23 protein-coding genes are annotated in these 20,189 nt (G+C 41.2%); 3 read left to right on the top strand and 20 right to left on the bottom strand.

Annotated features, from left to right (window positions below; all coding sequences use genetic code 11):
• Window position 1: 1 nt before the first annotated feature.
• From AC58PV_RS23175 to AC58PV_RS23215, 9 genes are all read right to left on the bottom strand, one after another.
• Window positions 2-748, bottom strand: a complete 747-nt coding sequence (locus AC58PV_RS23175; protein ID WP_497434831.1) for an ABC transporter ATP-binding protein — start codon at window positions 746-748, stop codon at window positions 2-4.
• Window positions 735-1,559 (bottom strand): staphylopine uptake ABC transporter ATP-binding protein CntD, encoded by an 825-nt coding sequence (gene cntD / locus AC58PV_RS23180; protein ID WP_497434832.1) that lies wholly within the window; start codon window positions 1,557-1,559, stop codon window positions 735-737. Before cntD ends, AC58PV_RS23175 begins: the two co-directional genes overlap by 14 nt.
• Before the next feature lie 3 nt (window positions 1,560-1,562).
• Entirely contained in the window at window positions 1,563-2,426 is an 864-nt protein-coding gene (cntC, locus tag AC58PV_RS23185; RefSeq protein WP_497434833.1) for a staphylopine uptake ABC transporter permease subunit CntC, read from the bottom strand.
• Window positions 2,423-3,358: a nickel/cobalt ABC transporter permease gene (opp1B, locus tag AC58PV_RS23190; RefSeq protein ID WP_497434834.1), complete on the bottom strand. Its 936-nt coding sequence runs from the start codon at window positions 3,356-3,358 to the stop codon at window positions 2,423-2,425. The genes cntC and opp1B overlap by 4 nt, the downstream gene beginning before the upstream one ends.
• A gap of 17 nt (window positions 3,359-3,375) precedes the next feature.
• On the bottom strand, window positions 3,376-5,004 hold the full coding sequence (gene cntA, locus AC58PV_RS23195) for a staphylopine-dependent metal ABC transporter substrate-binding lipoprotein (protein ID WP_497434835.1): 1,629 nt from the start codon (window positions 5,002-5,004) through the stop codon (window positions 3,376-3,378).
• Between the two features lie 17 nt (window positions 5,005-5,021).
• Window positions 5,022-6,317, bottom strand: coding sequence for an opine metallophore biosynthesis dehydrogenase (locus AC58PV_RS23200; RefSeq protein WP_497434837.1), 1,296 nt, complete (start codon window positions 6,315-6,317; stop codon window positions 5,022-5,024).
• Window positions 6,318-6,346: 29 nt separating this feature from the next.
• On the bottom strand, window positions 6,347-7,141 hold the full coding sequence (locus tag AC58PV_RS23205; protein WP_497434838.1) for a nicotianamine synthase family protein: 795 nt from the start codon (window positions 7,139-7,141) through the stop codon (window positions 6,347-6,349).
• Window positions 7,142-7,152: 11 nt separating this feature from the next.
• Window positions 7,153-8,004, bottom strand: coding sequence for a histidine racemase CntK family protein (locus AC58PV_RS23210; protein WP_497434839.1), 852 nt, complete (start codon window positions 8,002-8,004; stop codon window positions 7,153-7,155).
• 218 nt (window positions 8,005-8,222) lie between these two features.
• Window positions 8,223-8,657 carry an Lrp/AsnC family transcriptional regulator gene (locus AC58PV_RS23215; protein ID WP_497434840.1) on the bottom strand — a complete coding sequence of 145 codons (435 nt, stop codon included), beginning with the start codon at window positions 8,655-8,657 and terminating at the stop codon, window positions 8,223-8,225.
• Window positions 8,658-8,810: 153 nt separating this feature from the next.
• Between AC58PV_RS23215 and AC58PV_RS23220 the strand changes: the two genes are divergently transcribed.
• A complete protein-coding gene (locus AC58PV_RS23220; protein ID WP_497434842.1) occupies window positions 8,811-9,260 on the top strand; it encodes a VOC family protein in 450 nt (149 codons plus the stop codon).
• Between the two features lie 583 nt (window positions 9,261-9,843).
• Here AC58PV_RS23220 and AC58PV_RS23225 read toward each other — a convergent pair.
• From AC58PV_RS23225 to AC58PV_RS23265, 9 genes are all read right to left on the bottom strand, one after another.
• The gene (locus AC58PV_RS23225) at window positions 9,844-10,515 is read right to left on the bottom strand and encodes a CPBP family intramembrane glutamic endopeptidase (protein WP_497434843.1); all 672 of its coding nucleotides are present in this window, start codon (window positions 10,513-10,515) and stop codon (window positions 9,844-9,846) included.
• Window positions 10,505-10,717, bottom strand: a complete 213-nt coding sequence (locus AC58PV_RS23230; protein WP_497434845.1) for a hypothetical protein — start codon at window positions 10,715-10,717, stop codon at window positions 10,505-10,507. Before AC58PV_RS23230 ends, AC58PV_RS23225 begins: the two co-directional genes overlap by 11 nt.
• 51 nt (window positions 10,718-10,768) lie before the next feature.
• Window positions 10,769-11,188, bottom strand: coding sequence for a hypothetical protein (locus AC58PV_RS23235; RefSeq protein WP_497434846.1), 420 nt, complete (start codon window positions 11,186-11,188; stop codon window positions 10,769-10,771).
• 118 nt (window positions 11,189-11,306) lie between these two features.
• Window positions 11,307-11,723, bottom strand: a complete 417-nt coding sequence (locus AC58PV_RS23240; protein WP_497434847.1) for a transglutaminase-like domain-containing protein — start codon at window positions 11,721-11,723, stop codon at window positions 11,307-11,309.
• Window positions 11,724-11,993: 270 nt separating this feature from the next.
• A complete protein-coding gene (locus AC58PV_RS23245) occupies window positions 11,994-13,199 on the bottom strand; it encodes a Ger(x)C family spore germination protein (RefSeq protein WP_497434849.1) in 1,206 nt (401 codons plus the stop codon).
• Window positions 13,200-13,207: 8 nt separating this feature from the next.
• A complete protein-coding gene (locus tag AC58PV_RS23250) occupies window positions 13,208-14,719 on the bottom strand; it encodes a spore germination protein (protein ID WP_497434850.1) in 1,512 nt (503 codons plus the stop codon).
• Window positions 14,716-15,837, bottom strand: a complete 1,122-nt coding sequence (locus tag AC58PV_RS23255; protein WP_497434851.1) for a GerAB/ArcD/ProY family transporter — start codon at window positions 15,835-15,837, stop codon at window positions 14,716-14,718. Before AC58PV_RS23255 ends, AC58PV_RS23250 begins: the two co-directional genes overlap by 4 nt.
• 15 nt (window positions 15,838-15,852) lie before the next feature.
• Entirely contained in the window at window positions 15,853-16,098 is a 246-nt protein-coding gene (locus AC58PV_RS23260) for a hypothetical protein (RefSeq protein ID WP_497434852.1), read from the bottom strand.
• Window positions 16,099-16,255: 157 nt separating this feature from the next.
• Complete coding sequence (locus AC58PV_RS23265; RefSeq protein ID WP_497434854.1) at window positions 16,256-16,750, bottom strand: GNAT family N-acetyltransferase; 495 nt, start codon at window positions 16,748-16,750, stop codon at window positions 16,256-16,258.
• 141 nt (window positions 16,751-16,891) lie between these two features.
• Here AC58PV_RS23265 and AC58PV_RS23270 point away from each other — a divergent pair, with 141 nt between their 5' ends.
• On the top strand, window positions 16,892-17,497 hold the full coding sequence (locus AC58PV_RS23270; RefSeq protein ID WP_497434855.1) for a 50S ribosomal protein L25: 606 nt from the start codon (window positions 16,892-16,894) through the stop codon (window positions 17,495-17,497).
• 61 nt (window positions 17,498-17,558) lie between these two features.
• Here AC58PV_RS23270 and AC58PV_RS23275 read toward each other — a convergent pair whose 3' ends face one another.
• The gene (locus AC58PV_RS23275) at window positions 17,559-17,987 is read right to left on the bottom strand and encodes a MarR family winged helix-turn-helix transcriptional regulator (RefSeq protein ID WP_497434857.1); all 429 of its coding nucleotides are present in this window, start codon (window positions 17,985-17,987) and stop codon (window positions 17,559-17,561) included.
• 158 nt (window positions 17,988-18,145) lie between these two features.
• Here AC58PV_RS23275 and AC58PV_RS23280 point away from each other — a divergent pair, with 158 nt between their 5' ends.
• Complete coding sequence (locus tag AC58PV_RS23280; RefSeq protein ID WP_497434858.1) at window positions 18,146-19,456, top strand: amidohydrolase family protein; 1,311 nt, start codon at window positions 18,146-18,148, stop codon at window positions 19,454-19,456.
• Window positions 19,457-19,724: 268 nt separating this feature from the next.
• Here the strand turns inward: AC58PV_RS23280 and AC58PV_RS23285 are convergent, their stop codons facing one another.
• Window positions 19,725-20,084, bottom strand: a complete 360-nt coding sequence (locus AC58PV_RS23285) for a hypothetical protein (RefSeq protein WP_497434859.1) — start codon at window positions 20,082-20,084, stop codon at window positions 19,725-19,727.
• Window positions 20,085-20,189: the final 105 nt, after the last annotated feature.

Consider the following 20,189-nt stretch of genomic DNA (forward strand, 5'->3'; position numbering starts at 1 on the left):
ATTACAAGGTGATTTGCTTCTGCAATAAGGTGCTTGCATATGCCGACTGAACATACTGTAAATGTTCAATAGGAACCATTTCTTCAATCTGACCAGTCCTCATAATCATAATCCGGTCACAAAGATAAGCGGCAGCTTGCATATCGTGTGTTATAAACATATAGCTCATGTGATTGAACTTCTTTAAATCTTGGAGCAAATCGAGAATTTGTGTTTGAACAGTTACATCCAGCGAACTAATCGCCTCATCGAATACAATGTACTTGGGTTCAGTTGAAATCGACCTGGCGATACAGACGCGTTGAACTTCCCCACCGGATAACTCATGAGGATATTTTGTCCGATAGGATAAGGGCAATCCAACTTGATGCAGGAGATGATTCAGCTTACGATGATTCTCTGTTATGTCCCTACTTCGCATTCTCAGTGGTTCCATTATGGCTTGTTCAACAGTAAAAAATGGATTAATTGACGAGGTATAGTCTTGAAACACTACGCTGATACGTCCAGTTCGGACAACTCGTTCTGCGACGTCTGCCCCTTCCAACAAGATAGTTCCACGATCAGGCTTCTCAATGCCGGCAATTAACCGTCCTAAAGTCGATTTACCGCTTCCACTTTCGCCAATAATGCCGAGACATTCGCCATACCCACAAGCAAAATTGATATCTTTAAGAATGTGGTGCCTTTTGGTAGTAAAGAGACCCATTTTTCGATACGATTTCTCCACGTTTTCAACGACTAGCAAGCATGACCCTCTCCTCCATAATCTTTTTATAACGGGATCCAAGTGCCAATCGGCTGGACACTAGATAGTGGGTGTATGGATGCTGGACTTCTGTAAAAATAGTAGGAATATGGCCGTTCTCAATAATAACTCCGTCTCTCATAACAATAACTTCATCTGCGATCTTGTTGACAACTCCAAGATCGTGAGAGACAAGGATCATGGAACAACCTGTTCGCTCCCTTAAATTCACTAATTGCTCTAACACCTCGTATTGCGAGATGGCATCTAGCGCTGTTGTCGGCTCATCCGCGAGGATGACCTCTGGCTCTAGAATTAGAGCCAAAGCGATCATCATCCGCTGGAGCATACCACCCGATAACTCATGGGGAAATTTATTTAGGGTTTCCATTGGATTTTTGAGCATGACGCTCTTCATCGCTTGGATTATTTTATCTTCAATGTCTTTCTTATTCCAGTTGAAATGCTGGGCAAGCGTCTCTCTGGCATGGACCCCGACCACATAGGAGGGGTCAAAGGCACGCATGCCATTTTGAACAATCATGTAAATGTGCTTGCCTCTTCTCTTCCTCATTTCTTTGGGTGAGAGCCTCATGATATCTTCGCCCTTGAAACGGATATGGCCAGATTGAAGTAACCAAGGACGATTCAGTCTCATGAGAGCACGGCAAGTCAGCGATTTCCCGCTGCCGCTTTCACCTACAATAGCGAGACAGCTTCCTTGCTTCAAGGAAAAAGAAGAGTCAGCAACAAGGACATCGCTTGTATTCGCATCCCATATTTTCAGATGGTCGACTTCTAGGATATTCATGGTCTAGATTGTCACCTCCTTTACCCGTATTCTAGAGGCGGATGCGTGTAATTTAGGGTCTAGCGCAATTTGAAGCGCATCAGATAAGAAATTAAAAGCTGCCACAATCATCATAATGGCAAAACCAGGCGCAAGCATGAGCTGCGGCTTGGAGAACATCACGCTTCTCGCTTCATTCAACATCATCCCCCATTCAGAATGAGGGGCTTGGATACCTAATCCTAGAAACGAGAAGCCTGACATCTGCAGAATCATTGAACACATGGCACTGCTTGAAATAACTGCAATATCGGCTAGTGCAGCCGGCATCAAATGCCGATAGATGATGGTCACAGGGCGAACCCCTGCGACTCTGGCGAACTTCACATAATCCAGTTCCGAATACTGACTAACAGAGGCACGAATCACCCGAGCGAACCATGCCCATTTCATGCAAACAAACGCAATTAGGATATTTGCAAGTCCCGTTCCCAAGATTCCAACAATCGCAAGCGTCATGACATAGCCAGGAAATGAAAGCATAACATCGCAAATTCTCATAATTAACGCATCTATTTTGCCTTTAAAATAACCTGCAAGGAAACCAAGTACGGCCCCGATCAGTACGGATATGAACAAGGCAACGGCAACCCACAGTACGCTGGGGCGGATACCATACAGCAATCTAGATAGGATGCATCTCCCCAAGTGATCGTTCCCTAACAGATAATCCCAAGAAAGACCGGCATACCGAAGGCTCATATTGACTTCTTCCGGATTATGGGGGGCCATGAGAGGTGCGCCTAGACCAAGAAGGATCGTACCGGTAATAATCAATATGGAGATTATGGCTAGCTTATCTTTGAATAAACGTGTAACGACCTTCATTGGATTTCCTTCCTTAATCGAGGGTTCAAGGCAGCCTGAATCAGGTCGGCAATCGTGTTAAACCCGACAAAGGCCACTCCCAAAATTAACACGTAGGCTTGAATCATAGGAAAATCCCTGCCCATTATGGATTTAACGCTTAAACTTCCAAGCCCAGGCCACGCAAAGACATTTTCAATAACGACTGTACCTCCAAGTATCGTAGGTACTGCCATACAAAATATCGAAACGGCGACTCCCAAGGAATTTCTTACAATATGCTTAATAATCTTCCTCTCGGACAGGCCGCAAGCTCTTCCGTAGAGCACATAGTCTTCATTTAAATTACTTAACATCGCGCTTCTGACATTTCGGAAGTAAATCCCAGCATAACCAATTGAGATGACGGAAACGGGAAGAATATAACTCTGATAGGATTGCATGCCGCTCGTCGGTAACAAGTCCAATTTCACGGAGAAATACCAGATCAGGAGTGAACCTAGCCAGTATGGCGGCATGGATGTTAGGAAAAATGAAATCCCTCTGACTGTTTTGTCGACCCACTTCCCTACGTTCAGTGCACATACAATCCCAAGCAGGATCGATAATAGAATAATGACGACCGAAGAAACAAATGTGAGTTTGAATGTATTTAGAAATGCCGGTGCCAGCAAAGACCATACCGGTTTGCCTGTTGTATATGAGTTCCCGAAATCTAATCGTACGAAGTCCATGAGCCAGTGAAAATATCGAACGATAAATGACTTATCAAGACCCAACTCGTCTTTGGTTTGAGCAATGAGTTCATCTGTGATTTGGGGTATATCCCTTGCATGAAGGATGGTTTCAGCGGGGTCCATCGGCGAGAGATTAATGAATACAAACGTTACGAACGAAATCATCAGAAGCAACGGGATGGAGAAGAACAGCCTTTTCACCATATACCTTCCCAAGAGTAGACTCTCCTTTGTTATTCAATCTTCAATCGCTCAAACGGCAGTTCAAATTGCGTTTGTTTAAATGAAATGCCTTTTACATTCTTGGGTGCCACAACAGTCACTTTGCCATTGGTAAGCGGGATAAATACGGCTTCATCATGAACCATCTTCATAATATCGGCGTACAGCGACTTTCTAGTGCTCTCATCCGTTGATAGGGCTGCTTCATCAATTTTTTTGTAGAGATCAGCCGCTTTGGCAATCCCTTTGGTCGTATGCAAATAAGCGGACTCCGAGATAAATCCTGCTATCGTGCTCTGAGGGTCATATGCTAATCCCCAGGTTTGGTTAAACAGTAAATCGTAGTCGCCTGTCGATCTTCTTTTTGCGATAGACGTGGAATCTTCACCGTTCAGTTCCAATCCGATACCAACATTTTTCAATGAGCTTTGAATAAATTCGGCTTGCGTTTTTTGAGACGGGGAGTTGCTGTCATAGTACACGTTCATCGTCAGTTTCTTACCGTTTTTGGTTCTATTTGCAGCGCCGCTCTCTAACTTCCAACCTGCTTGTTCCAACTTCTTTTTAGCTGTTTCGGGATCAAAGTCACGCTTCTTTAAATCGACGTCCGCATAATTAACATTTGAGGAAAATAGTGCATTGGCGGCAGTCTCCGTTCCATTCATAATCGTTTTACTAATGGTTTCCCGATCAATTGCGTACCAGATGGCTTCACGCACAGCAGTTTCACTAACCGGACTGCTAGACCTGCTGCTGTTGGCGACAATCATTTTCGTATTCATGGGTTCACTTCGGACTAGTTGATACTTACCTGAAGTCGTTAATTTATTCATTGCTTCGACATCAATGCTATCTGTGCCTCGATCATCCGTGAATACAACATTGATTTCTCCTTTTTGCAAGGCCAAGAGTGTTGTTTCACCGGATGGTAGTACCTTAGCTGTAATTTTCTTGATGCTCGGCTCGCCATTCCAGTAATTCTTATTGGCTTCAAAAGTTGCAAATTCATTCGTTTTATGTTCAGCCATCATATAAGGACCTGTGCCATGGTAACCTTTTACCCCGTCTTTCGTCCCCCCGTTAACAAAATCTTTGGGAGATATGAAAACATAAGGTCTTGTCATGGATAATTCAAGTAAGGCTGGTGAATAAGGCTCCGACAATATCAATTTCAAGGTATACTCGTCCAGAACTTCAGTGTTTACAATCTTGGTTGATAGCTTGATCCAAGCATGTTTAGCAGCGTTGGCCTGGATGGCGTCTATGTTTTGTTTCACAGCAGAAGCAGTTAGCGGTTCACCATCATGGAATGTAATATTTTTTCTCAAATGAAATGTGTATTCCCTTTGATCCTTGGAAATATCCCAAGATTCCGCAAGCAATGGCTTGATGCCTTCGCTCGTATTTTCAACTAAGGATTCAAAGATCATCCCTTGAGCGGGCATAGACCCCGTATACAAATGTGGATTAATGTCATTGATATCTTTCGCTGTTGCATAGATCAGTTCTGAATGCTTAGGGCTATCCGATGGAACTGCTGTCGAACTCGATGCCGTTTCTTGATCGCTGCTACATCCTGCAAGAACAATAACAAATACACATACAAGCAAGATTTGTAGCTTAATTAACCCTTTATTCATTGAAATTCCTCCTGGTATTATAAAAATAGTGCATTGTTAATCCGGTTTATATCCCTGCTAAAGCTTTGAATCTCAAAGGCAGGAGAAAGTTTATGATGCGGATAGGATTGAGCTGCTTCCTCTAGTTTTCGCTCATATGTATTCAGAAACTTCGTAATAGTGGGACATGGCAAACCCAAATTGGTCATCATGCCCTGAATAATTTTGGTGCGGTAATAATCTTCTTTGGGCATGCGGGGGAGGTCCAACTCCCCTTCCCTATTGACAAATAATTTTCGGAACGGAACCCCTGAGAAATCGAAATATTTACCCGCTTCATCTGGCTCGGAATAAGGATCAATGAGCAGTGAAGCATAGCGAATGTACAATAGATATTCTTGTCGGGTTGTGTCGAATTGATTGAAATGTTCAATATCATGTCGTGAGATGCTCTCAAGTCTGATGGGATAATTATCATCTGTCATAAACTGAAGCAAATTTAGCTGCTTGATCTTCAGAGCATCTAGCAGTGTCATGATTTCTTTCCATTGGTTCAGCATATCCCGAATTACATATTGCGTAATCGGGCCTTCTGGGTACATTTTATAGACATATTTCGGAGCACCTGAATCCGTAAAGATCGCATCTAGTGAAAATTCATTCATAAAAAGTGCTGGGTGAACATATAAAGAAATGTTTCTCGTTTCCGCCTCAATCGGAGTCTCCAGAATAACTAGTTCAATGTTTAATTGTTCAAAAAGTTGCTGTAACTCATTGAGATTCGTAGCGTGTAATTGGGTTGATCCCGCAAAAATTTTCTTCTTCACGGCGGTTGTCAGGACATGAGGTTGCTGCGAACCTCCCGTTAACCACCGAGTATCACCCAAATATGTAGAAAAACTAATAATTTCAACATTTGTATGCCATGCATTCATATAATTGCGGACTAAACAATTGGATCCAAGAGTAGGCGAAACCAAAATAATACATCTTATACCTGTAATCATTTCCTCGCTTAACTGACTCAGAACTTCGATATAAGCATCTGTAGTTACTGCAATAACCAACGTATCCCAATCACCTGTTACAGCATCGTATCCTTTGAAAACCTCATCGACGAAGCAATTGCCTTCCAATGCGCGGTGCTTTTCATTTTGAATACTTACACGAACCTGATGATTGCTTTGTGCAAGCGCATCGAATACATGTTCAGAACGGGCAGATACTCTTCCAGCAATTCCGAGATAGCAAGGAAGCCGATTCTTTAAACACAGGGCAAGTTGAAACGTTACAGGTCCTGTGCCTAACAGCAGGATTCGCTTTAAATCACTCATGGTTACCTCCTTCTCATCGTATAAACAAGTTAAGCTTTTATGTACAAAGCAATATCGAACACTTGATCTTTACGTACAATCGTATCTACCAGTACCCATTTTCGTTTATCTACTTCTTTCATGGGGTAGTTAAAAAGAGATTTTAGCCCATTCCCATAACGCATTGCTACCACTACGCTATCGTTTGTTAATTCATGTAATTGATCTAATAGTTCATATTTAATGGGTACGGTTGAACTGAAAATGATGTGTGTTGCTTCTTTGGTAAAAGGCAAATCTGCCACGACTGTATTTTCCAATTGGATGTTGAACTGTGGTCCCAGTTTTTCAACAACTAGCTTACCAAGTGCAACAGACTCCTTATCAATATCGATGCCCACAACGACTGCTCCTGTTCGCCTAGCAATCAACAGCGGTGTCATCGGGAAGGAACCAGAACCAATGAATAGGACTTTAGAATCCGAGGTTAACTGAGAACTTCCAAACTCTTGTTCGATGCAAGTTTCAATATTTGTAAAATAGGTAGAGATCTCATTCATCCCATGTTGCAACCTAAATGCACGATATTTCTCCATATAGGCAACAGCACGTGCCGATGTTCTTCTTAGTGCTTCTCCGAGTCGGGTTAATTCCTCGCGTTTATCCAGTTTTAACCGTTCCCATAGCTCATTGTTGCTAGGAGTTGTTATAAAAGTGGAATATCTATTGATTAAATCCTCTAATTCTAAACTGTGAGCAAGGGTTTGATCATAACCTGACACCAATACATCAAAATCTTCATAATATTTTTCCAAAGATGTTTGAAATGTTAAGGTAGACTGCACTCTCTTACCTCCTACGCAATATAATTGTATATTTCAATAAATGCTTTCCCTTGTGCGACAATATTGACGATACCCTCTATACGAAGACTCGCCGTGTCTTCTTCCTGATAATTGGCATGAACTTGTATGATGCCGCCAGGCTGCTTGATTGCAGCAGAGATCTTTTCTTTATGCTTCCAAGCCAAATATGCGCCAATAGAAGCTGTGCCTGAGCCACATCCGCGTTCCCAAATCATGCTGTCTACTTGAGGAACATAAATGAGAGGCGCTAATTCCTTCGTTTTCACCTTATAGAGTAAAATACCGATTAAATTAGCTCCCATGGTCAAACCAAGCAATTTAGCCAAGGATTCCGCTTTACCTTTAATGGATGAATGAAATTCATCGGCTTCAATAACCATATGTATAAAATTGGGGTATCTCACGATGGTGACAACCAATTCGTCGCCCTCATAATGGATGATTCGTTCTTCGATGAGTTGTGGCGTTGGCATCGTAACGCTGCAGGAATACCCTGCTGCTATTCTCCTCACTGAACAATTTAATAATGTATCAATGCCAGAGACTTCTAATATAATTTCTGTACACTCGTTGGGCATCATGCTTTTCTCAGAAGCAATAAAAGCAGCCAAGGCCATGCACGCATTCCCACAGAACTCACCCCCGGCCATTTGCAAATGAGCGGCTGCTGCCCTGTTAACAGGCGTTTCAATATATCCAACTTGCTCTGCGTACACACTATCATATGACATGAGCTTTGAAGCAATGTGTGTATACGCATCTGTCGGATGTTTCGATTTAACCAAAATCGTCATGTTTTGGGTTGGACTGCACTTCACGAAATCAACGATCTGTTTCCCCACCGCAATCCTCCTTTGCAATGTACTTTTTAAGTGTAAAAATTACTATTTAAGGGGGCGTGCAATTAAATAGTAATAATTACTATTAATAATTCGAACTATATCTTTAACTATCCATTTTGTCAATCTAATTGTAAAAATTACTTTTAAGATCATATAAAAACCGCAGAATCTGCGGTTTAATCGAAGTATAGTGATTTATTCAGTTGCTTTACCTGCAATTAAAGTATAACCCTATTTTCAATAATATTTTTCATACTGATATGAGACTTCGAGGGCCCAAACTTAATAAGGGAATCTTGGAACTCAGCCAGCTCCTCAATCGATGAAGTTTGTACCTTAACGAGATAATTAAATTCTCCACTGATGCGAAATAAATCAGTCACTTCCCTCGCATTTTCACAGAAATTAGTGAATGCTTGGCAATGTTCTGTCTTTATTAGAATAAAAGTGGTTGTACCTCGATTCATAACCCGTAAATTATAAGCAGTGTTATACCCAGATATGATATTCTTCTCTTCTAACTTGGTTATTCTTTCTTTAACGGATGGCTGCGACATCGAAACCTCTTTACTGATTTGAGAAATGGACATTCGTGCGTTGTATTGAAGTAATGCCATGATTTTTTTATCAATGTCATCTATAGGATGTTCCATACCTTAACCCCCGTCCCATTTTAATATAATAAACCAATTAACTTAATATATCTTATTTTTAATAACCATTTTACAATAAAACACTTACTTTTCATATGTATAACAAGGTTTATTCCCACTATAATCAATATATTAAAAAAGGAGCGATGATAAATGAGTGTAAAGGGCCTATCACATGTAGCGATCCAAGCCAAAGATTATAAAGCAACGATACATTTCTATACGGAAGTATTAGGGTTTAAGTTAGGTCATTCTTGGAGTTTACCTTCCTTTCAAATTAAAGAAGCTTCCATGTTGATTTCACCTGATGGCAAATCTTGCATGGAGATCTTTGATAATGATGCAGTCATTCCCGCCCAAGGGAAGAAAGCTATGTCTGAAGAAGATATCGCACACGGAGCAATGTTACATTTCGCTTTCTATGTGGATGATGTAGATGACATATTTCAAAAAGCCCTTGCTCATGGAGCAAAAGCTTTTATCGAACCTGCTCATCTTACTCTTGGTGAGCCTCCTCTACATATCAAGAATGCGATTATTCACAGCCCCAATGGGGAAATTATCGAATTCATCGAAGAAGTTGATTTTAATATGTCCACCTGAACCATGTGAATTAAGCTTACGCTGGTCGGTTTGAAGAAATTCAAATAAAAAAGGAAAGAAGCTGTTCCTATGCGAATCAGCCTCATTCCTTTTCTAGCGGATCTATTAGATCGTGTCCCCTAGGTCAACGTGTACCAGATTTCAAAAAAGACAAAACCATTCCATTTTTCAGTATGTATTGTGTTAATTCATAGTAATCATTTAATACTATTAATTAGTTCACTTGTAATAATATGATAAAAGGAAATTACACTTTCCTCTGAACCATTAACTATTCTTTTATATGCTTTACCTATTGGATTAGCTTCTGCTCCATTTTCACTTAGCAATATTTCGTCGTAGACATAAACCCATTTACAGGGCTTACCGACTTTTATCCTCATAACTTCACCTACATAGACGCCCCAGATAGAATGCCATAGAGAATATTTGTTTTTCTGTTGGTTCTTCTCCTTTGATGCTATTACTTAATTCAACTGAATAATAATCAAGTATTTCTTCAAGTTTATATATACTTTCATCAGTAAAATCAAATTTCACCTCAAATGCTTGAGCATCCTCTATTGCCATATTGCATAAATTATTAAGAATGTATTCTACTCTTACCCAAATCTAACATTGCTATAAGATCAAAAAGTAAGTGTACTATAATAACAGGTACGATCCGCTTACTCTTCGCAAAATATATTGAAAAAACAAAGAACATTAATCCTACATATAAAGCAGGTATTAGTCCTTGATAGAGATGATAAGATGTTTGAATTACTGTACTTATTAGAACTGAAATTTCTTCATTTTTAAGTAAATACTTCGCCTCTGTTATGACATATGCTCTAACAATTAGTTCTTCCAAAAAAGGATTAATAAAAATAAATAGTATGTAGAATATTGATATATTTGTCTTTAAGAAACCAATATTATTAGGTGTCTGTCCAAAATTTGGTGAGATTGCAAGAGAAATTATATACATAATATAGATTCCGACAAAGAGCAGGATACAATGTAAAATATCTACTTTACGAAATTTAAAACCTATATCTTTAAAATCTCTCCCCTGTTTTTTCAAAACTAAATAAAGTACTCCCAATGAAAGAATTTCCCATATTATACTAGATAAAAATTGTGAATCAGAGCTAGTTTCAGAAACAATCGTTTTTGAAATAAATAGACTTAATGAGTTTAGAATAAGTGGGAATATAGAGATTAATAAAACTGCAACTAATGCAAGTGTGCGAAGTTTGGATTCAGATCTCACTATGTTCTCCTTTTATAATATACGATTTAAAATCCATTAATAATTCTGTTTCCTGAACAAGTTCGCTCATTATGCTGATAGCTTTCTTTAAACTTTCTTGATCCTCCGTGATTAAAGTGAAAATCTGATTAATTCTCTGGGAGTATCTCATAGGCACGATGCGAAATGTATCGGCAATGGCAGTTGCTCCTTTTTCATTCATCAAGTAGGACTCGTTTACAGCAAATAAAACCTGATTCAACCAAGCAACGGATCAGAAGCAGCATCCAGCGATATAGGGTAGATCTTGTTTGTAGATTCCTTTATTAGCATTTTCGAAAGCAAATGTTGCCTCCCATAAAAACTTCCGGATAGTCGCTTCCTTAAAAGCAGACGGGTATGGGGTTGTTTTATTCTTCAATTTTTCAATAAGATCAGTAGGATCCCATAACACTTTACATAACGCGGTTTCTGCCATATAAATTGAATTGGCAAATCCATGGGGATGACCTGGTTGATAATCAATGGTTACATCTCCCCAGCTACATGCTTCAATGACTTGTGATACTTTATTGAGATCACGGAATAGAAAATCGACTCGAATCTGATTAACGGTTAACCAGCCACCGCCATTAATCCAGGAGCCCCATCCTCCAAGATCTGTCACTAAGTTTTCTCTATGTTCATCATCCATTTCAGCCGCAACACGACGAAGCTGTACGTTGCACATCCATAGTTTTCAGTCCAATTCTAAGTTTGCGGCTGCCGTTCGTGAGAGATTGTTGAGTTATTACGCTTCGTTATCTTAATGATCACAATTGATCGGGGAGTCCATGAAGATACATATGCATGCAATTAGTGTTACTCTTTAGTGCTCCAAGTGTCTTGGCATTAGGAGACTTGTATATGGTCAAATAATCAGTCTCGTCATAATGTTCGCGAATTGGAAAAGCAAGTATTTCTTCGTCCAATGAGAATTCTGCATGAATTCCTGGTTTATTGCCACGGGGGTCCAGTCGAATCCACTTTCCCAATTGCTGAACATAAACAGCATTTAATGCATGAATACAATAGCCTGTATCTAGCGTGTCCCCGATTGTAAGTCGTTGATAGCAGAATCCTGTAGGTATGCCTGCTCTTCGTAATATCGAACATAGAAGATTAGCCTTTGCGTAACAAATGCCTTCACCATATTTCAATGTTTCCGACGCGGAACAAACCAGCTCCATTGTTTCCAACTCCTACGTTTTCATTCTGAATTTACCCAGAGCATTTCATATTTCATATAATGCAAATCCAATGAAAAATCCTACTGTATTTAAAATGATATCATCGATATCAAAGACTTAGATAAACTACTAGATTTCTTCGGATTTTACGATGCATCGAGTAACCTCAATTCAGTAATATGGGTTTAATTTTAACACAATACATGATAAAAAGCGTTCAAAGGACTACAAGGTAGTTCTTCGAACGCTTTAGCGTATCAGCTGAATTTCTTATTGCTCAGGGGGAACTGCCATCGGGCTACCTGCATTCATCCCTGTATCTGTCAATCTTGCTCTTACAGTGACAGAAACTTTTGCCTGTGAGAACCGTTCATCCCAATCCTCCGACCACTTCTTCCATAGTTGAGGAGATCTCCTCTGGAGTTTCTGATCCACCAGTAGCACGTCTGCCTTCATTTTCTGTACCTTTTGAATAGCTTCCATCGTGTCTTTATGAATCGCCTGCTCAATTCGTTTGATGAAAAGCTGATGCTCCTCTTTGGTAAGGATACTAGAGCAGCTCATTTCCCCAACTTTCCCATCGACTTCAAGATGAATCTCAATGAAGGGCATGTCGTCGACAGAAGAGACATGAAGCGTTGTTTGCTCTTTGTAAATCCAATAAGAATCGCCCCCGCTTGGCGCATGCAATTTATCATTGGTACCCTCGCAAGGTATTGTGGCTAATCCCTCATTAAATTCATCACGAATCATCAGAATACTATCAGCGATTTCGGCTGTAATAAAGCCTTGATCGATTGTACCGGACGGGAATCGCAATACGTTCATGCCATCAATGATAAAGAGCGAATGCTCTTGCCGAAGCAATCGAAGATGTGGCAGCAGCGTCACAGAACGAGGCGATTGCGCAAGGATATCAAGATCAAGCAGAGAAACTTTGGAGGCCATACCCGTCAGTGTATTGGACATCTCTTCTACTGTTTTCATTTGTTGGCCAATTGTATTTTCAATAACGGGATCAACAAGAAGAAAGCGGCCCGCTTCTCCCTCTGTTGTCATCACCGCGACAGCACCTCGAGGACCTTGAGAACGCGAGAAGAAATCCAGAATATCACCTATATTTCGATTTGCCGCCATCTTCTCACTAATGAGGAGCGCACGCATATGGCTCCATTGCAGCTTCCTTCCGAGCTTCCCCGAAATATGCGCCGCGGCTAGCGAAATGGTCGAAGCTTCACTCGAAATCGTTAGGTAAGATATGCCTTTCGTTGCTTTATTATTTCTCGATTCTGATGAACCAGGGCGATAGATTTGCGTTGTGACAAGGTATCCCCCTTTATCTGTCTGATCAATGGCCACAGCCTGAACAAAACCCCATTGTGTCAACTCATTCTTATCCCAGCAGCCACCAAGTAGGCTTATGCTAAGTCCATAAAGCAACAACTGAATCCCTACACGTACATATCGCTTCGTCATCCCTGTTCTCACTTCTTTCTGCGAGGTGATGCTGAGTTAAGCAAACGCCGATTTCGGGGGGATTTCATAAATATTCGAAGGGGAGCTCGGACCACAACATCTCTCATATCCCTTGCTTTGAATGGTGCGATCGAAGATAAATAGGGCTGACCTAATGTGTGCAAACATGTTAAATGCAATAGCGTGAGCAGAAACATGACCATCAGTCCAAAACCACCGAGGAGCGATGCAGCAACCATGTACGGAAAGCGAAGAACACGGATAGCAATGGCAATGTCGTAATGCGGAATTGCAAACGAAGCAATACCCGTCAAAGCGACGACTATGACCATGATAGGCGATGCAATTTTGGCTGTAATTGCAGCTTGACCAATGACTAGAGCACCTACAATACTAACAGCGGAGCCGACTGGCCTTGGAAGCCGAATTCCCGCTTCTCGCAGTAACTCAAATGATACCTCCATGATCAAGGCTTCAAAGAATGCTGGAAAAGGGATTCCTTCCCTCGTATCTAAAATTGCAAGTAATAAGACGGAAGGGATTAATTCGGGATGGAACGTGGACATAGCGATATAAATACTCGGCAGTGTAAGTGCGATGAAGAATGCCAGAAGTCGCACCAAACGAATCATCGAAGCAAAAATCGTACGAACATAGTAATCCTCACCTGTACTGATAAAATCAACCAAAAAAGCCGGAGCGATCATAACTGTCGGCGAATTGTCTACCAGTATGGCAAGTTTCCCATCCATTAAAGCAGCTGCGATGACATCTGTTCGTTCGGTATTGCGGTATTGCGGAAAAGGTGTATAGGAAGAGTCTTGTAACCAGTCCTGAATATAAGACGTTTCAAGAACATCATACTGCTCAATTCCTTCCATTCGGTTGCGAAATTCCTCCAAAATGTCTGGATGAATAACACCCTCTAGGTAGCAAAAGGCGATGGTCGTCCTAAACGTTTTCCCAGCTGTAATAAATTCAATCTTAAGCTGTGGAGACTGAACTCGTTGCCGAATCATGCCAAGATTGATACCGATCGACTCGACTGTTCCTTCCCGAGGTCCTTGAACTACAGGTTCGCTTACCGGTTCATTCACCTGACGTTTATCGAACGTAATTGCTTTATAGGCAACCCCACAATTCCACCCGTCAAAAAGCAGGACCACATGTCCCTGCAGGACTAGCTCCACAACTGTTTTCACTTCGGAAATGATGGATAATCCTAAAGATGTCGCCCCGGATTGACTGAAAAAGTATGCAATGTCCTCGGGATCAATGGAAGCAGGATCTGCTGATTGAACAGTAGCAAGGTCACTAAGTACTTTGATTAAATAACTGTCACTATCATCGGCAATCAGCGAGCTGCAATACCCCACCAACACCGAATAAGTAAGCTCACTGCCGTACTTGCGTAACTCAAACACAACGTCTTGGCAATTCAAGAATGCCTGTTCTAATATTTCTCTATTGAACTGAAGGTTTGCTTGGAGCATTCCCGAATAATCTTCGGAGTTATTCATGTCTCGTTCACCTTCTGACGATTAGAGATGATGCCTTTAACCCAAGTCAGCACGGTTAATACAAAAATTAATGTACAACCGACAAAAATAACCGTGAATGGCCAAATCGTATACACTTGGTTTTGAAAATCTGCCGGCCCTGAAAATAACGTGAGTGACAGCATCGTACATAACAAAGACGCAGGGTACACATAAGCAGACGTGTTGCTCACATTTGTTAAACGAACCATCAGTTTATTTAACGCAAATAAATAGAGCGTCGCTTTCATATAGGATCCTACAATAATAGCGATGCCTACAATCGCCTCGATTCGAACATTGCTTCCATTCACTTGAATGTTACTCGCAAGCTGATAGAGGGAATAACTGAGGTGACCTGCTGCTGGGCCAAAAGCCACGATTGTGCATACGGTGGCAATAACCATCGTCGCACCTGTAAGCGTGAAAGCGAGAAACAATCTGCGATAGAGTATGTTTGTCTGATCTTTGGCAGCGAAAGACAGAAACAATGGAAACAGACATACCTCGCCAAAAGGGAATCCTGCAGCTACATAAAAGCCATGAAGGAGATCTCCCATTCCCTTATCTGGGATAGGCAGGAGTCTTCCCCAATCATAAATTGGAAATGCAATTATCAGTACAATCAGCGTAAATACAAACATAACGGGAACAAGTAGCACAAATACGCGTGCCGCAATGACAATTCCTGCTCTTGCCGTTAAAGCAGACACGATTAAGCTTATGGAACAGAAGATATAAGAAGGCGTCTTCGGCATCATACTGCTTGCGAAAAAATCGCCAATGCCGGTTACAATCGCAGACGTTGCAAAAAGGAGCATCAAGACAATCGGTAACATGACGACATAGGTGGGAATTTTTCCAATCAGTTTACCGCAATAATCAACTAATCCTACTCCGCCATGACTGTGATGTAGATACATTGTACAAGCCAGTACAAGGGTACCAAAACCAAATGCGCCAATGAGTGAGATCCAGGCAGTATTTCCTGCGAATCCTACAAGTGGCGTGGGGATATAAATAATGGCAGAACCCATTGTTACTGCGATTAACAGGCTCGCCATCTGTCCTGACGTTAGGATGGATAGGCGATTGTTCATAGTATTCTCCGTTCTTTAAGAACCGCTGATGGAGTCGAAAAAGGCTACGATGGCATCGGAGGGGTACCCATACAGCCAATCCAACAATTGCCCGGGGCTCGGCCATGCCGGGTGATACAAGAACAAGATGATCAAATAAAGCGAAGGAGACCCAAGTACACAACACCATAAGAACGACTTTCGTTCCATTCGATGCCAATCGTAGCGATATAAGGCTATGTACAAGGCCAATAACAATAATACAAATAGGTACTCTGCCACTGGCCTTGCTCCTCTCACCTTTTACATATATTGTTAGGATGTCATGTCGAACAAGCATTCATGCATATCTTGGAATTTTAATTATCAAATTGTTTGTTAAATGAAAAAGCTGCCAAACAATAACTGTTTGGCAGCCTCTATGCTGAATAAATCAACTTCATATACTTCTTCGTAATTTAAGCAAGTTGTACCAACTTACGCCACCATGTTGTGATTCCGATAAGCCATGGTTAACAAACCCGAGTTTTTCGTAAAAAGATACTAATTCCAATTTACATGTTAGCGTGATTCCATCTCTTTCGTTATATGCTGAAAGCTTCTCTATTTCTTCAAGTAAGATCTTGGCAATTCCTCGACCTCTAGCCTGTTTGGACACTGCTAGTCCCAAAATACTCTGATACCCTCCACGCTTTGGATTCTCATTAATCTCCTTAAATAGATCATCTGTTATATAGGGCTGCGAAATGATCGGTCCATTCATATAACCAAGGATTTCGTCAGCTTCTTCAGCCACAATAAACGTATCTGGGATTAATGTAATCCTTTCTACAAATGCTTCTTTTGTAGCGGCCTCTTCTTTCGAGAAGCCATCGTTCTCAATAATAATCAGCTGTTCTAGATCTGAAATTGTAACATTGCGTAAAGAAATCATGATGGTTATGCCTCATCTCCATTTTATTGCTACATGAGAAATATCCTGTGAAATTTAATCAAGTGTTTCAATTATCTCTGAATTGGGTATGTAATAATAGGGCTTTTAGCTGCTTTTGCAATCATTCAGGAGGTGTTCGAATTGAGTAATTCTATCCAACTATTAGACCGTACCAGTAGGTTAAAAAAGATGAGACATCAAGGACAAATTCCAGCAGTTGTCTACAGCAGCAGAATGAAAAACGAGCATGTAGCCGTTGAGGAGAAAGTAATCCGAGCCGCACTTAAAAGCAATGCGCACGCGATTTTGGAAGTTGTTCTCCCTTCCAAGAAAAAGCATCCCGTGATGATTCACCAAGTTCAAAAGGACAGTTTAAATGGACAATTGCTGCATGTCGATTTTCTGCAAATTAATATGAAAGAAAAGCTGGATACCGCTGTGGCTGTTCATTTCATCGGTGAGCCAATCGGTACCAAAGAAGGCGGTATGCTGCAGGTTGAGATGCATGAGGTCATGATTCGCTGTATGCCGAATAAGCTGCCTAGCTCTTTGGATGTAGATATCAGCAAGCTGGGTATAGGCGATAAATTACATGTTTCCGATTTGGAAGCGGGCAAAGATGTAGAGATCTTAACAGATCCAGAGGCAATTCTGGTAAACATCCTTGTAGCTCAGAAGCTAGATGAGACACTTGAGTCAACTGTCGAAGAAACTGCCGCGGAAGCGGATACCAAGGTAGAAGTTTAGTCGAACAATATGATGGTACACAAAGAGCTTGGCTTAAATGCCGAGCTCTTTTTTGTATCTTTTATAAGCGTTCATTAATTTTGATCAACAAGTCCTTCAAGATTTGTTTCTCCTCTTCGGTAAGGACTTCTACGATTTCGTCCTCCACTTTTTGGAAGGATTCATTAAAGTCATCAATTAATTCAACGGCCTTGGGCAATACATAGATATTTTTTTGTCGTTCATTGTTGACTGGAATTTTCCGCTCGATGAATCCTCTTTGCTCAAGTCCTTGAAGCATCCCTGTTATGCTAGCTCCGCGCAGATGAAACCGATCAGCAAGATCTCTCTGAATTAATTCAGTTTCTTGGTTTTCATAAATATAGCCAATTATTTTTCCTTGTTGAGCGTTTAAACCTAGCTCTTTTATGCTTTCATCCGCTTTTTTCTTTAATTTAAGGCCAATAACCTGAAACAAATCCAGATAAGGTGTATTTTTGCGAGGCTTCATGAACCTACCTCCTCATATTATTAGAAAACTAACTGTTAGTAAGTAAACTATACAAATATCCAGCTATCATGTCAATTGAAATGATAGTTAATTGACAGTTAGTAACCTAACAGTTATACTTCGAATTGTTGTAAGACGAATTGAGGAGGAATAACAATATGAAGCATATAGTCCAAAGCTTATCTGCAGACCTATTAACTGCAATTACGAATGTGCGCATTTTCGATGGAGAAAGAGTATTAGAATCAAGGAGTGTTCTGATTCATGGGGAAACCATAGTTGCAGTTGGTGGGGACATTCCGGCGAATGCAACAATCATCGATGCTGAAGATGCAACATTACTGCCTGGCTTAATTGATGCGCATGTTCATACGTCCATTGGTGGATTACGGGATGCTCTAAATTTCGGGGTGACGACAGAACTTGAAATGAATGGTGACTTTACAGCAAGAGGACGTGCGATCCAATTGAAGAATACGGAAGACATCGCCGATGTCCGTTCTGCAGGTACAGCTGTCACTGCTCCTGGTGGTCATCCAGATGAATTGTTGCCAGATGGGGATGAAATTCCAGAATTCGTATTAAAGGAATTGGAGAAGTTATCGAAGGAAGACCGGGAAGCTATGCTAGCCGCATACGCTCACGATCACGAAGAAGTGCCGCAAGTTACAACGGTGGAAGAAGCGATTAAACATGTGCACACCCAAGTGGAGAATGGAGCCGACTATATAAAGATAATGATTGAAGAAGGAACAGTCATGGGCGCTCCTGGACTTCCTGTTCTAAGTGACGAGATTCTAAAAGCAGCGGTCGAAGAAGCCCACAAATTCGATAAAATCGTCATAGCCCACGTCTTGACTGCTCATTCTTCCCAAACTGCCATCGATCTTGGCGTGGACGGGTTGGGCCACCTGTTTATCGATAGGCCCGATTACACACCGCAGGTAGTGCAATCCATCGTGGATTCTGGCGCGTTTGTTACACCGTGCTTGGTTTTGAACTCATCTATTCTTGGGAACCCAGCATTACAATTGGCCAATGATCCACGTGTTCATTCCAAATTAAGTCCGGATTGGATCGATATTTTGAACTCGAGCTTTAATACATTCCCACAGGGCAATTTAGAAAATAGTTTTAGAAATGTGATGGATCTTCACAGAGCCGGAGTCGATATTCTTGTCGGAACAGATGTTGCCCCTGTCCCTGTTCCGAACCTTGGTGGTCTTGCTCATGGAGCTAGTGTGCATCATGAGTTGCAGTTACTGGTAGCAGCCGGATTCACTCCAATAGAAGCCCTTCAATCGGCTACCTCCAAACCAGCCCGCCGATTTGGTCTTCATGATCGTGGTCGTATTGCCCAAGGTATGCGTGCTGACCTAGTACTGGTCAATGGTGACCCGACTACCGATATCTCAGATACGCTATCGATTAAAGCAGTATGGTTCAAGGGTGTGAAAAAACAAGGTTGATTATTTCTTCTTATACCTTTAGGAAGCCGATACGAACATTTCTCATACCTTTTATACTAAAAGGGAGCAGCCGCCGGACGTGGCTTCTGCTCCCTACTGTTTCCTTGCTACACGAATATTCATCGGATCCTACCCTTATTATATTCTTAGTTTATAGGAACTCTTGAATGGATAGGATAATCGAATCCCTAATTATTGTAGTCAAAATACCAAATGACCAAAAGAAAACCACCGCTATCATTAGCGATGGCTAGATTCATGAATTCATTTACTTACGTTGAAGTAGTAGACGCCAGCTGTCGGAACGGCTTAACGATCTGGTGTTATTGGCTGTGTTTACAGCGCTAATAAGCAAGAATATCGTCTGTTCAGACCCAGTTGTGTTGTTAACCAGTATTTTATTGGGAGTTAGTTCACCGGCTCCACCTCTTGCAATAAACACGCCTGGTGAAGGTTCAGCCTCTATTTTGATAGCAAAGGCTTCGTTGTTAAATAAAAAGTTTAGATTTTTCAAAACCAACTTTTGACGATTTTTTACCCGAATCACAATTTGCTGAAGCAGCACTGTTTTTCGAGCTCCCACTGCTACGGGTGCATTTCCGCCTACGATTCCATTCAGTTGAATCAACTTCCCCACCTCCAATTAACGTATACGTTATCTTATTCAGTACGTTTAATTAGGAGAGGGTATTTGCTAGTTTCTACTGAAAAAAGGTTAAGTCCCATTTAGGAG

The sequence above is a fragment of the Paenibacillus sp. J22FR83 genome (genome assembly GCF_059691955.1).